Annotated in this window: 12 protein-coding genes and 1 pseudogene; 8 read left to right on the top strand and 5 right to left on the bottom strand. The window is 58.7% G+C overall.

The window, feature by feature from the left end; genetic code table 11:
* Positions 1 to 152 precede the first annotated feature (152 nt).
* Positions 153 to 1,172, bottom strand: a complete 1,020-nt coding sequence (locus tag AB3X95_RS18395; RefSeq protein ID WP_368622128.1) for a Gfo/Idh/MocA family protein — start codon at positions 1,170 to 1,172, stop codon at positions 153 to 155.
* A gap of 644 nt (positions 1,173 to 1,816) precedes the next feature.
* Between AB3X95_RS18395 and AB3X95_RS18400 the strand changes: the two genes are divergently transcribed.
* The 8 genes from AB3X95_RS18400 (at position 1,817) to AB3X95_RS18435 (ending at position 10,307) form a co-directional block, all read left to right on the top strand.
* Positions 1,817 to 2,866, top strand: a complete 1,050-nt coding sequence (locus AB3X95_RS18400; RefSeq protein WP_368622370.1) for an aldo/keto reductase — start codon at positions 1,817 to 1,819, stop codon at positions 2,864 to 2,866.
* A gap of 110 nt (positions 2,867 to 2,976) precedes the next feature.
* Positions 2,977 to 3,879: a phytanoyl-CoA dioxygenase family protein gene (locus tag AB3X95_RS18405; RefSeq protein WP_368622129.1), complete on the top strand. Its 903-nt coding sequence runs from the start codon at positions 2,977 to 2,979 to the stop codon at positions 3,877 to 3,879.
* Between the two features lie 49 nt (positions 3,880 to 3,928).
* Complete coding sequence (locus AB3X95_RS18410) at positions 3,929 to 4,249, top strand: L-rhamnose mutarotase (protein ID WP_368622130.1); 321 nt, start codon at positions 3,929 to 3,931, stop codon at positions 4,247 to 4,249.
* A 158-nt stretch (positions 4,250 to 4,407) separates the two neighbouring features.
* Complete coding sequence (locus tag AB3X95_RS18415) at positions 4,408 to 5,451, top strand: substrate-binding domain-containing protein (RefSeq protein WP_176122180.1); 1,044 nt, start codon at positions 4,408 to 4,410, stop codon at positions 5,449 to 5,451.
* The gene (locus AB3X95_RS18420) at positions 5,442 to 7,052 is read left to right on the top strand and encodes a sugar ABC transporter ATP-binding protein (RefSeq protein ID WP_176369285.1); all 1,611 of its coding nucleotides are present in this window, start codon (positions 5,442 to 5,444) and stop codon (positions 7,050 to 7,052) included. Before AB3X95_RS18415 ends, AB3X95_RS18420 begins: the two co-directional genes overlap by 10 nt.
* Positions 7,053 to 8,255: a sugar ABC transporter permease gene (locus AB3X95_RS18425; RefSeq protein WP_176122182.1), complete on the top strand. Its 1,203-nt coding sequence runs from the start codon at positions 7,053 to 7,055 to the stop codon at positions 8,253 to 8,255.
* 1 nt (position 8,256) lies between these two features.
* The gene (locus tag AB3X95_RS18430) at positions 8,257 to 9,825 is read left to right on the top strand and encodes a UxaA family hydrolase (RefSeq protein WP_176369284.1); all 1,569 of its coding nucleotides are present in this window, start codon (positions 8,257 to 8,259) and stop codon (positions 9,823 to 9,825) included.
* Positions 9,826 to 10,007: 182 nt separating this feature from the next.
* The gene (locus AB3X95_RS18435; RefSeq protein WP_176369283.1) at positions 10,008 to 10,307 is read left to right on the top strand and encodes an amidohydrolase family protein; all 300 of its coding nucleotides are present in this window, start codon (positions 10,008 to 10,010) and stop codon (positions 10,305 to 10,307) included.
* On the opposite strand, the pseudogene AB3X95_RS18440 reads toward AB3X95_RS18435, so the two are convergent.
* From AB3X95_RS18440 to AB3X95_RS18455, 4 genes and pseudogenes are all read right to left on the bottom strand, one after another.
* A pseudogene (locus AB3X95_RS18440) lies at positions 10,279 to 10,763 on the bottom strand (DDE-type integrase/transposase/recombinase); the annotation flags it as partial. The gene AB3X95_RS18435 and the pseudogene AB3X95_RS18440 sit on opposite strands and share 29 nt — an antisense overlap.
* Positions 10,764 to 10,805: 42 nt before the next feature.
* The gene (locus AB3X95_RS18445; protein ID WP_176110809.1) at positions 10,806 to 11,576 is read right to left on the bottom strand and encodes an ATP-binding cassette domain-containing protein; all 771 of its coding nucleotides are present in this window, start codon (positions 11,574 to 11,576) and stop codon (positions 10,806 to 10,808) included.
* 4 nt (positions 11,577 to 11,580) lie between these two features.
* Entirely contained in the window at positions 11,581 to 12,600 is a 1,020-nt protein-coding gene (locus AB3X95_RS18450) for a ribose ABC transporter (protein ID WP_176369282.1), read from the bottom strand.
* Positions 12,601 to 12,664: 64 nt separating this feature from the next.
* Positions 12,665 to 13,687: an ABC transporter substrate-binding protein gene (locus tag AB3X95_RS18455; protein ID WP_176122186.1), complete on the bottom strand. Its 1,023-nt coding sequence runs from the start codon at positions 13,685 to 13,687 to the stop codon at positions 12,665 to 12,667.
* Positions 13,688 to 13,730 lie beyond the last annotated feature (43 nt).

Genomic DNA, 13,730 nt, shown 5'->3' on the forward strand with positions numbered 1-13,730 from the left:
TGCACGGAAATCAAAGTGACCGTTCTGGACTGGTTCCATATATGAAAGGGCATACACGCACACTCCGAAACGGAAAGGCCACCCGACGTGTGCTGATATCCCGCGTTGACAAGCTGCGCTGGTGCTTCACTTCGCGGGACGGTTGCACGCCATCACGATACTTTGACGCGTTGATGCGTTCGGGCAGCCGATGCCAGCGCATCAAGCACTCTGGCGTTGGCGACCGCGTCATCCGTCGTGAATGGCATTGTCCGCTTATTCAATACCGCAGATGCAAACGCCTCAATCATCAGGCAGTACTGATTGACTGGAGGAAATACCTCTTCCCGTCGATTTCCGTCCGCGTCGACCAGAACGATCAAGGCCTGAGGGACGCGGGTACCCATTCCAGGGAGAATTGCACGCGGCACTTCAATCGAACCCTCGGTGCCGATCACGGTGTAAGTTCCCTGACCACCTGCCATGAACGAGCAACTGACCGAAGCAGAGCAACCATTCGGGAATTCGAGAATGCCCGTCGTTGCAATGTCCACATCGAAATGCGAGTCGACGATCCAGATCGCGCTCGCATGCGTGGGCTCGCATGCAAATATCATCCGCGCGATGTTGACCGCATAGCACCCCATATCCAGCAGGGCGCCGCCTCCGAGCGCAGGCTGCAACCGAACGTTTGCGGGGTCGGGCGGATTCATCAGATTTACGGACAGATGTGCGCGAACCTCGCGGACCTGGCCTATCGCACCTTGCGCAATAAGCTCGTGCACGCGTCGGTGTTGCGGATGAAACCGATACATGAAGCCTTCCATCAGTGCCACGCCGTGACGCGAGAAGGCGTCGGAAATCATTTCTGCCATCTTCGCGGTCGTCGCGAGCGGTTTCTCACACAGAACCGCTTTCCCTGCCTCGGCCGCACGCATTGCCCATTCGGCATGCATGCTGTTGGGAAGCGGGATATAGATCGCATCAACGCCGACATCGGCCAGCAATGCCTCGTAGCTCTCCACTACTCGCGGTATGCCCAAGGCCCGTGCGTAGTCGCGGGCTTTTGCGGGGTCGCGGCTCGCGAGTGCCACAACGGACCCGTTGACGGACGTTTGAATAGCAGGGATTACCTGAGTGCGCGCAATATCGGCAGCGCCCATCACGCCCCAACGCAAATGACTGACTTTCACTGATTCTCCTTCATCGTTGAAATAGGCGAAACGCGACTGGTTGCGCCGGGCTCCCGCAGTGGGGGCAAGTCATCAATTGAACCGCAGCCATAGCGCGTTCCGCTGCAGACAATCGCAACCATATTGCGATCTCCTTGCGAATGGCAGGGGCGCCAGATGGCGCAGCCGGCCACGAAAACAACCACCGGCAACTTTGGCTAGCATTGCCGCGGCCCGTAACGAAACGTTTAGCGAAACGTTATGATGGCAAGTTATAGCAACCTGACTGCCAGATCACAATGAGGGGTTACACCGGCAAGAATCTTAGTCACCGTCGACGCAACCATCAGTGCACCCGTGACCGAACGTCCACGTTTACCCGCCATTGACATCGGCAAGTGTCCTGTCTAGATTGTGACGAAACGTTTCGCTAAACGTTTCGATTCGAGGGGCGTGGAAGCCGGAGCGGCTCGCCGCCCGTGACCGATGACGCGAACTGCGAACACGTATGGCAGGCCATCCTACGAACGGCGCCTGCGTGTCACCAGCGCACGATTTAAGACGATGCGGATTCGAAACGACCAGAGAATGGGTCCGATCGAGCACGCGCACCTTTTTACTCCACCAACGCACTCACTAGAAAGGATCCAGCCGTGTCGCACGCTATTACTCGTCTGCCCAGTCGGCGCCACTTTGAGAGCCGTTCCGGCCGGTCGTTGCAATTCACTTCTCTAGGCTTCGGTAGCGCTCCCCTAGGAAATCTTTACCGCGCCTTGAATAACGAGCAGGCGCGGCTGACGCTCGAAGCAGCTTGGCAGCATGGAGTGCGTTACTACGATACGGCGCCGCTGTATGGATATGGATTGGCGGAGACACGCGTGGGATCGTTCCTTCGTGAACAACAGCGTGACGACTATCTCTTATCTACCAAGGTAGGGCGGCTGTTGAAACGCTGCGCACCCGAGCAGCGCGACGGCATCGGGAAGTTCTTTGAGGTACCGTCTCGCGAAGTCATCTACGACTATTCATACGACGGCGTGATGCGCAGTCTCGAGGCTTCGTTCGAGCGTCTGGGAGCCGACCGGATCGACATTGTGTTGTGTCATGACATCGATATCTTCACGCATGGAAGTGCGGAAGCAAGCGCACAACGCACGCGTGAATTTCTTGACGGCGGTGTGCGAGCACTCAGCGATTTGCGCAGCCAGGGCGTGGTTGCAGCGATCGGCATCGGTGTAAATGAATGGCAGGTCAGCGAAACAGTTGCGCGCAATACCGACGTCGACTTATTCCTGCTGGCGGGACGGTACACACTGCTCGAGCAAGAATCGCTCGATTCCTTCCTGCCGCTGTGTATGAAGAAGGATATGGGTGTAATCATCGGCGGCCCGTTCAACTCGGGCATTCTCGCGACGGGGCCGAAGCCTGGGGCCTACTTTAACTATGGACCGGCCTCGCCCGACATACTCAAGCGGGTGGCGGCAATTGAAGCAGTATGCCGCGCCCATCAAGTAGCGCTGAGGGATGCCGCCTTGCAATTTCCGCTGATGCACCCCGCTGTCGTCAGTGTGATTCCCGGGGCGATCACGCCCGCCGAGTTACAAGGCAACGTCGAATCCATGCAAACGCCGATTCCCGCGCAACTGTGGAGCGATCTGCGCACCGAAGGTTTGCTACGCCCCGATGCGCCCGTCGTCGAGAACATGCAGGTCTAGACAAGCGCGTAACGGGAAGATAACCGGCCGCGAAGCTGGTAATCAGAACACCACTATTAGCAACACGATAGGCATCGCGATAAATCATCAACTTTCTCCGGGAGACGCAGATGAACACCGCTGAAGCACTGGCGCAATTGGGCATTTCGGAATCGATCCTCACGCAAGAACAGATCGACGCCTTCGATAGGTATGGCTATTGCATTTTCCCGAATGTTTTTTCCCCGGCAGAGATCGACGAGATGAGGGCCGAAGTCGACCGGCTTCAGAAAATAGAAGGCGCTTACGGCGGTCATGAAGTCCACATCGAGCCGGGCGCAATGCGCCTGTCCAACCTGTTCAACAAGTCAGAAGCGTTTGACCGCTGCCTTCGTTGCGGTCCCACCCTTGCGATTGCGCACCGTCTAATGGGCGAAATTCGTGTGTATTCGCTCAACGCCCGCAACCCTGCAAAAGGTGAAGGTCAACAGCCTCTGCATAGCGACGTTTGGCGCGCCCACGACTCCGACTGGCGCATGATCAACACTATGGTCATGCTCGACGACATGACCGAGGATAACGGCCCGACGCGTGTTGTACCGGGTTCGCACAAGCTCGTGCCGATCAACGTGCCAGACATTAATCTGGTCAACGCAGAGCGCATGGAAGTCACGCCCGAAGAAAAGGCAATCATGCCTGCCGATCCTGTGGCAACCCACCCGCGCGAAGTTCACATCACGGGGAAAGCTGGCTCGATCGCTGTAATCAACGGGCGAATCTGGCACGGCGGCACCGCAAACAAGACTGGAATAACGCGCCGCGTACTGCATATGGCAATCGGCCGCCGCGATATCCCGCAACAGCTCAACGAGCGCGAACATCTGACGCTCGCGCTCTACAAGCGTGCTGCCCCGGCCGAGCGCTTCCTGCTCGATATCGAGGGTGCAGAGCCGAAGGTAGACGATCCGCTTGCTTTACCGAAAGACGCGCGGCTCTGGAAGGCCGCTCAAGCAGAAACGACTGGCCGTTACTGACAAAAACGCTCGTGCAACAAGCGCTGTGAGGACAAACACGATGGAAAGGATGGCTTTCGTACTCGGTATCAAGCCCGAAGCGCTGCCGGAGTACAAACGGCTTCATCGCGAGACCTGGCCGGAGGTCATTGAGATTATTTCGGCTGCAAATATCCGCAACTATTCGATTTTTCTGAAGGAGCCCGAGAACTTGTTGTTCGCCTACTGGGAATACCACGGCACGGATTTCGCTGCGGACCAGGCAAAGCTTGCCAAGGAGCCACGCATGCAGGATTGGTGGCAGATCTGCGAGCCGATGCAGGTCCCGCTCGAAACCCGCCGGCAGGGCGAATGGTGGGCTCGCCTCGAGAATGTGTTTTTCAAGCCATGAGCGAGCCCATGGCCTGAGTTGGTTGCAGTCCTACGAAGTTTTCGATTCTGCACCAATTTGCGTGCGCACGGCAGAGACCAAGGAATCATTGAAACAACTTGGCAAGGCTGTACGCGTGTGGTTCGAGTAGATAAAACCGATGCTGTAAGGAGACAACCGTGCGTCACACCACCCCTCTGCTGAAGTTCCTCTCCGCGGCCATGCTGATGGCAGCGACGCTATCGAGCAGCCTGGCCCATGCCGATGCAAAGAATCCCGTGATTGCTGTCGCGATGAAAACACAGGTACAGCGCCGCTGGGCCTTTGACATCGCCGCTATGCAGCGAGAGGCCGCGGCGCTTGGCGCCAAGCTAATCGTGCAGTGGGCCAACGACAATCCGGTCCTGCAGGCGTCGCAGGTGGAGAACCTGTTGAGCCAGCAGCCCGACGCCTTGATTCTGGTACCCGTCGACAGCCAGGCGGCCGGACGAATCGTCAATTCTGCACACCAGGCAGGCGTGCCGGTAGTCGGATACGACATCGGCGTGACGACCGCGAAGCTTGACTACTTCGTGATGCGCAACAATGCGCTTGTCGGAGAACTGCAGGCAAAGGGCGCGTTGGAAAAGTCGCCCCACGGGACTTTCGCGTTGATGAAGGGCGATCCCGGCAATGATGTTGCGCAGACCATCAGCAAGCAGTATGACAAGGTGCTGGTTCAGGACAAGGACGTGAAAGTCGTATTCGACCAGTTTGTTCGCGGATGGGATCCAAAGCTCGCGCTGTCGAATGCGGAAAATGTGTTGAGCGCACAGAACGACAAGATAGATGGCTTCGTCACCTCCAACGACGGCATGGCGCTAGGCGTGGCGCAGGCGCTGAAGGCGCGCAACCTGGCCGGCAAGGTCTACTTGTCCGGGCTCGACGCCGACCCGTCCTCGCTGCAACTGATTGCTCAGGGCGTACAGACGATGTCGGTATGGACCGACCTCAACGACCACGGCACTTCGGCAGTCAAGGCTGCGGTCGCGCTGGCGAGGAAGGAAAAGCCGGCAATTAGCACGACCGATGTGAACCTTGGCGCTGGCGCCGTACCGACTCATCTCGTGAATGTCTACGCGGTGACGCAAGCCAACCTGTGTAAGTTCATCACAACGGGCGCGCCTAAGGGATGGGTCACGGCGGACGAGGTGTATGGCGCTGGTAAATCACAATGCAAGTGAGCAAACTTATGTGGCGTGATCCTGCAACGCTTGATGTCTCGCAGCCTCACGCAGAGGGCAATGCCGTCGACGCGTCACGTGCCGACGGCTATGTGCTCGAGCTGCGCGAGGTCAGCAAATCGTTCGGCGGCATTCCTGCACTCAGCGATGTGAATTTCAACGTGCGGCCAGGTGAAGTCGTCGCCGTCATCGGTGAAAACGGCGCGGGCAAGTCGACGCTGATGAAGATCATTTCGGGCGTCTATCCGACCGACAGCTACCAGGGCGAACTGTTGCTCGACGGCCGGCCTGCTCGTTTTCGCACAGTGCGCGACGCGGAGGCGGCCGGCATCGTGCTGGTGCCGCAAGAACTGTATATCGCGCCGAATCTGAGCATCGCCGAAAACATGTTCATGGGGATGCTGCCATCGCGGCGCGGTTTTGTCGACGAGGCGAAGCTATTCACCCTCGCGATGGAGCGCTTGGCGTTCTTCGGTGTGCAGGCCAATCCGAACGCTTCCGTTGGAGAACTCAGCCCATCGGCTCAGCGGCTCGTCACTATCGCATCGGCGCTGTCGAAAGCGGCCACCCGAGTGCTGATTCTGGACGAACCGACAGCTTCGCTCACACAGGGCGAAGCTGTGCATCTGTTCGAGCGGATTGCACAGATCAAGGCGCAGAATGTCGGCTGTATCTACATTACCCACCGGCTCGACGAGATCGCCCAGGTCGCCGACCGAGTGGTCGTGATGCGCAATGGCCGGGTGGTCGAGCATTTTGCGTCTGCTCAGGACAAGATCTCCGATATGGTCCGCGCCATGATCGGCCACGATCCCGAGCCAAGCACGCCGCGCGTGCTTAATGAACGCGCCGCAGCCGTGCTGACTGTATCGAACCTTTCGGTGCATGAAGGCTTTGGCTCGAAGCGCTGCCGGGTGGACAACGTAAGCCTTGAACTGCGCCGCGGTGAAGTGTTGGGTCTGTTCGGGCTAGTCGGCGCCGGTCGCACTGAACTCGCCAAAGCAATCTTCGGCGCATGGCAAGGAACGTGCGAAGGCGAAATCCGTATCGACGGTGAACGGGTACATCCGCGTTCGCCCGCTGAAGCGATTTCTCTAGGTATCGGCATGTTGACGGAAGACCGAAAGCAGACCGGCCTGATTGAGGGGCATAGCGTGCTGCACAACATCAGCGCGGCGAGTATTCGATCTGTCTCCAGTGGCCCGTTCATTCGCGAACGCGACGAGGTTGATCGCAATCGCGAACTGATTCGCAAGCTCGACCTGCGGCCGCCGCGGCTGGACGCCAAGGTCGAATGGTTCAGCGGCGGCAACCAGCAGAAGGTGCTGCTCGCGCGGTGGATTGCGATCCGACCGCGCATCCTGATCGTTGACGAACCGACCTACGGGGTCGACATCGGGGCGCGTCAGGAGATCTACCGTTTGCTACACGAGCTCGCTGCCGAAGGGACCGCGGTACTTATGATTTCGAGCGACATGACCGAGATTCTCGATGAAAGCGACCGTGTACTGGTCATGTACAAAGGGCGCGTTACGCAATCGTTTGACAGAAAGGCTAGCCGTCACGAGTTGATGGCAGCCGCGACAGGGGAGATCCATTAAATGAAGAACCAGACTTTGCCGGGCACTGTGCGGCCGCCGGCAGCCGCTGTGTCAGCGGGCAGCGCTGGGCGCCGCGCGCGTCAGCTTATCAACCCTCGAACGCTGACGATGGTCGTAGTGTTCGTTCTCCTCGCGATTGTTTTCAACGTTGCCTCGGGCGATATCTTTCTCACGCCACGCAATCTGTCGCTGCTTCTGCGACAGGCCTCAATCGTGGCGCTGGTGGCGGCTGGCGTATCGATCCTGATGATCATGGGTGAGATCGACCTGTCGATTGGCAGTTCGGTCTACCTGTGCGGGGTGGTCGCGGCAAGCTTGCAGATCACGCACGGCCTCGGCGTCGTGCCGACCATTATGTTAACCATCGGCGTGGGCATATTGATGGGCCTATGGCAGGGGCTTTGGGTGGTTACGGTAGGGGTGCCATCGTTTATCGTCACCTTGGCGGGGCTGCTCGCGTTCCGCGGCATCGGCTACTATGCGACCGATGCGGCGACTCTTGCTCCGGTGTCGATGGCGTTCTCGGCCCTCAGCGAGGGCTTCGTCCCCGTGATCGCCTCGATAGTGGCGCTTGTGATCGCCTATCTCGCGGCGGCGGCTTACATCCTGCGGAGGCACCGCGTCAGCCGGTCACACGAGGGCGAGACTAATACGCTGCGGCTCGCGAGCAAACTTGGGGCTCTGACCGTGACCGTTGGCCTCCTGATCTGGGTGTGTGCCGGCTTCCGTGGGATTCCTACCGCACTTATCTGGGTCGCCGTAATCGGTATCGTCCTCTGGGTGGTGATGACGCGTACCGTATTCGGTCGCAATGCATACTTGACCGGTTCAAATCGTGAAGCTGCGGTTCTGGCGGGGATTCCACTGGCACGCCAGCTCTATGTCGGCTTCATGCTGATGGGTGGCCTGTATGGAATCGCCGGCGTTCTGATGACCGCCCGTATCGGCGCCTCGACACCGACCACTGGCATGTATATGGAACTCGACGCGATCGCGGGCGCCGTAATCGGCGGTACCGCGCTCAAGGGTGGTATTGGCACCATCCCCGGCGCGATTGTCGGCGCCATCCTCCTGGCGACCATCGACAATGGCATGAGCATCCTCAACATTTCGTCGTTCATTCAGTTAGTCATCAAGGGTTTGGTGCTGCTTTTTGCTTTGGCTTTTGACTCCTTTATGAGCAAGCGCAACGGACGCGGCTAATATGAACACGACGACATTTGATACGCTCGAACGCGCGGGTTCGCATACGTCACCGCGCGTCATCCGGCTCAACGCGCTCGACGATGTAGTGATTGCCATCGACCAACTGGTATCCGGTACGGCAATTACGAGTGAAGGTGTGACCGCATCGGGTCTGATCCCGCCCGGGCACAAGATGGCGACCCGCCCGATCGAGACCGGCCAGCCTGTGCGACGCTACGGACAGATCATCGGATTCGCAAGCCAGCCGATCAAGCCCGGCCAGCATGTTCACAGTCACAACCTGACGATGGGCGACTTCACGCGCGACTATGCTTATGCTCACGATGCACGGCCCACGGTCCGCGCGACCGAGCCCGCGTACTTTCAGGGCATTGTGCGCGACGATGGCCGGGTCGCCACCCGCAACTACATCGGTGTATTAACCTCGGTAAACTGTTCGGCTACGGTCGCCCGCGCGATCGCAGATCACTTCCGGCGGGACGTTCATCCTGAAGCGCTCGCTGATTTCCCGAATGTTGATGGCGTTGTCGCACTCACCCACAGCTCGGGCTGTGCCGTCGATTCAGAAGGGGAGGGCCTCAAGATCCTGCAACGTACGCTGGGCGGTTACGCGTGTCATCCGAACTTTGCTGGTGTACTTGTGATCGGGCTTGGCTGCGAGACCAACCAGATTTCGACGCTACTTAAGAGTCAGGGCCTAAAGGACAATGGCCGGCTGCGCAGTTTCACGATTCAGGACACAGGTGGCACGACGCAAACCATCGCGCGCGGCATCGAGCTAATTCGCGAAATGTTGCCAGCGGCGAATGCTGTGCACCGCGAAAGCGTGCCGGCGAGTCATCTGCTGGTCGGTCTGCAATGCGGCGGATCGGATGGGTATTCCGGCATCTCGGCCAATCCGGTGCTGGGTGTTGCTGTCGACATGTTGGTGGCGCACGGGGGCACCGCAATTCTGTCGGAGACGCCTGAAATTTACGGCGCCGAGCACCTGTTGACTCGACGTGCGGAAACCGTTGAGATCGGGCAAAAGCTCGTCGAGCGCATTCGCTGGTGGGAGGCGCATTGCGCTCGCAGCGGCGCTGCGATGAACAACAACCCGTCGGCCGGCAACAAGTCGGGTGGCCTCACGACGGTGCTTGAGAAGTCGCTGGGCGGCATCGCGAAAGCTGGGTCGACGAACCTCGTCGACGTGTACGAATACGCGCAGCACGTAGACGCTCACGGATTGGTGTTCATGGACACGCCGGGCTACGACCCAGTCTCTGCGACGGGCCAGGTGGCCGGCGGCGCCAACCTGATCTGCTTCACGACCGGACGGGGTTCGGCCTATGGTTGCGCACCGTCGCCTTCGATCAAGCTTGCGACCAATACGGCGCTTTGGGAACGTCAGTCCGACGATATGGACTTTAATTGTGGCGAGGTGCTGAGCGGAGCATCGATTACCGAACTCGGTGCGCAGGTGTTCCAAATGATGCTGGAAACCGCGTCCGGCAAGGCGTCGCGCAGCGAAATACACGGCTATGGGCAGCAGGAGTTCGTGCCTTGGCAGATCAGCGTGATCACATAACGTGCTCATGCTGACTAGCCGCTCGGAAACCTTCTCTGGGCGGCTCCTTCGCCGAATTCAATTTCAAGGCAACTTTTCAAACTTGTCGCACACGCCCGGTTGAGCAAGGGGCTGGCGTACCAGCGCACCTGGAGGGAATTGTCAGTATTTGGACCTGTGCGCGCCGGCAGTTTATCGCCGGGGTGCGTGAACTTGTGCGCTTTGGGTGGACTTTCGACATTTGTATCAGACACTTTCAAATGGAGAGTGCGATCCGGTTAGTCGACGCATGTCCACGCTTCCAATTTGCTCTAGACCATATAGGCAAACCCAATGTTAAGGAACCGGAGCTTGAACCGTGGCGATCTCAGATGCGCCAGATGGCGTTGCGGGACAACGTCGTTTGCAAGCTATCGGGAGGGCTCTGCCAACTTATCGAGACTGAGGCGGAAAGACGGCAGGAAGAAACGTCCCTCAGAACTCGTACGACGGAATTTGGGTGACTTTGGTGAGTTCTGACCAGGCGACGAATCGCGCCGCGAGCTGTTTGCGAAAGAGTGAAGCGCGCAGCAGATGTCGCTTGAGCGTGAAGTGTTGCCTGATCGGCCCGAAGCACGAGAGAAATTTCTGTGTGCGTTTCGGGTCGCGAAAGCCGCGCATGCGGCGGCTCTCGTTCGCGCGTTGGTTGGTGGCTGTTCTCTGCGCGGTTGTTCAGTCGGGCGGCCGTCTTGGCGAACACGTGCTTGCTTTTGCCGCCGCATAGCTGCTCAACTGATCGGTGACGATCTTGCGCGCTACCGGCCTCGAGCGCAGCACACGCTTGAAGAAACGTTTGGCCGCGGCTTTGTCGCGCCGCTTTTGTAGCAAGAGTCGAGTTCTGCGCCATGCTCGTCGACCGCACGCGACAGCAGGTGCGGTTCGCCACGCAGCACGACGAACATCTCGACGAGGTGCCATGTGCTACGCGAGAGGTATCTGTCCGGTGGGAATTTTGGTCGTGCTCAGGCTGCGGCCTTCGTAGCGGCGTATTCGTCGCCAACCATCATCTTGACTACCGATTCGCCGTCGGTTTCGCTTACCCGCTTTTCTCCCACGGCCTCGCCACGTCGAAGAACGAAGATGCGATCCGACACACTGAAAATGTCGAGCAGATTGTGCGAGATCAGAATGACCGAGACGCCTTTTTTCTTCAGCCCAAGAATCAGTTCCATCACCTTTCGCTGCTCTGGCACACCCAAAGCAGCCGTGGGCTCGTCCATGATCAGCACCCGCGCATTCCAGTAAATTGCGCGTCCGATTGCGATAGCCTGACGCTGGCCGCCAGAGAGCATCTTGACCGGACCGTGGATCTTCTTCTCCGGAATGACGATGTCGAGCTGATCCAGCACCTCGCGCGCGACGCCAGCCATGCGCGGGCGGTCGATGGTGCTCACGCCGAAGCGACGGGTCACCGGCTCACGTCCTAGAAAGATGTTGCTGCCCACATCGAGGTTGTCAGCAAGCGCAAGATCCTGATAGATCGTTTCAATGCCTCTCGCGCGAGCGTCGTGAGGGTCGCGCATGTCGAGAGGTTGACCGTCGAACAGCACCTCGCCTTCACTCGGTTGATAAACGCCCGATATGATCTTGATCAACGTCGACTTACCTGCACCGTTGTCACCGCACAATGCGACGACCTCGCCGGGGTAGACCTTCATCGACACTTTCTTGAGCGCCTCGACGCCTCCGAAGCGGATTGATACGTTGCGCACTTCAAGTAGCGGTTGGTTCATGATTTTAGACTCCGAGACGTTCCTTGTACTGGTCGATCAGCACCGACACGATGATGACAACGCCAACCGCGATGAACTGCCAGAATGCATCGACGTTAATGAATACCAGACCAAACTCGATCACAGCGATAATCAGGGCGCCGATCAACGTGCCGATCAGGTTGCCGGTACCGCCAAAGAGGCTTGCGCCTCCGATGACGACCGCGGCGATGGAGTTGAGCAGCATCGGTTCGCCAGCCGTGGCCGATCCGGCAGAGAATCGAGCCGTATAGACGATGCCGCCTACTGCCGCGAACGCTGCTGCGAGCATATAGATCACGATCTTGTGCCGACGTACGTTAATCCCTGCTCGGGCGGCAGACTGCTCGTTGCCACCAACCGCATAGGTATATTGACCGAAGCGGGTCCGAGAAAGGATGAAGTGCATGACGGCCAGCAGGATCACCGTGACGATGACCGGATTCCACCCGGAGCCCAGCCATTGCAGTCCCGCGTTGTCCACCGATACAGTCATGCCACTGCCTGCAGCGAGAAAACCGGCACCGCGGGCAATACCGTACATCCCGAGCGTCCCGATGAATGCTGGAACACGATATCGCGCAACGAGCGTGCCGTTAATAGCGCCTGGAATGACTGATACAGCAATGGTCAGCGGCACAGAGAGGCCGAGCGCCCACGGCGATGAGCCTCCGAGCAAAGTGAACTGGGCAGCGCACACCGCGGCAAGGCCCATGACGAATCCGACAGACAGATCGATGCCGGCAGTGATGATCACGAACGTCTGACCAATCGCGAGAAGCATCGGTGCGCTTGCCGCAAGTGCTATCGACTGCAGGTTGTAGGTATTGAAAACGAAGGACCTTTGCTGGATTACCTGCGACCAGATTTCAAAGAAGAGGCAGAGCACCGCCAGAAATAGCCAGGGCCAGAAACGGCCAACCAGCGCCTTGTAGTCGATCGTCCTTGGAGCCGGCGATGTGCCAGTCGCTCGTGGCCGACCGGAAAGTGAGGTGGCTTTTTGCATTGCAGTGTCTCCAGATAGCCCTTACCAATCACCGACGGCGGTTTCGAGCCGCCGCCGGCACAAATCAGTTGGAGTAGATGTATTGCTTGACGTCAGCGTTGTCGATGTTCGACTTGTCCATGACGACGAAACCGGTGCTTTTCTCCTTCGGGACCGGCTTGCCCCGGATTGCGTCGACTGCATACTTGACGCCGTAGTAGCCCATGTCGGCTGGGCGCTGGGCGATTGCGTAGTCGACGAGGCCGCTCTTGATATCTTTGTCGATGCCCGGTACGGCGTCGAAAACGATCAGCTTAACCTTGCCGCTCTTTCCGGCCATGTGGATCGCCTGCGCCACACCTTTGCCGGAAAACGTATTCGTGCCGAATACGCCGGATAGACCAGGCTCACGCGCCATCACACCCGATACATCCGAAACCGCCTTGTTCGCGTCGTCTTCGCTATACAACGTCGGCAGCACCTTGATGTTCGGATACTTTTTCATTTCCTCCTGGAAGCCCTGCACCCGCGCATCGGTGCTGGAGACGCCCGGTTTGAGGCTTTCGCAGAAGACGATGCCCTTTTCACCGAGTGCCTTCGCCAGCGTTCGCGCTGCAATGCGGCCGCCTTCCTTATTGTCAGACGCTACGAACGAAAGCGGAAAGTCCGCGTTTCCGCTGCCCGTCTGATACCGGCCGGTGCCGATGTAGGTGTCCACAGTGATGACCTTGATTCCCGCATTCTTTGCTTCCGTCAGCGGCTCGATCAGTTGCTGTGCGTCCACGGGAGAAACCAGGATCGCGTCGGGACGCTTGGCAATGAACGCCTTCAGGATCGGCACCTGCTCCGTCGTGTTCCAGCTTTTCGGAAGCTGGAAAAGCAGCTGGGTGTTGTCCTCCGCCGCCGCCTTCTGGGCACCGTGGTACATCGTGAAATAGAAGGGATCGACCACCCCGGGCAACAGGGCCACAACGGGGTGATCCTTGTCCGCATGCGCCGGAGGTGCGGCTAGCGCCGAGAGCATAAGCGCGCCCATGACCGCACTGATCACACGACGGCATTTACGCACGGGTCGTGTTGCGCACAGCGGCTTCGTCAAGCTGTTCATGTCTGTCTCCTGTCTCTTTCCGGGTTTCAAAAATCAGTCGTGC

Source organism: Paraburkholderia sp. BR13444 (genome assembly GCF_040948755.1).
Taxonomy (GTDB): Bacteria; Pseudomonadota; Gammaproteobacteria; order Burkholderiales; family Burkholderiaceae; genus Paraburkholderia; species Paraburkholderia youngii.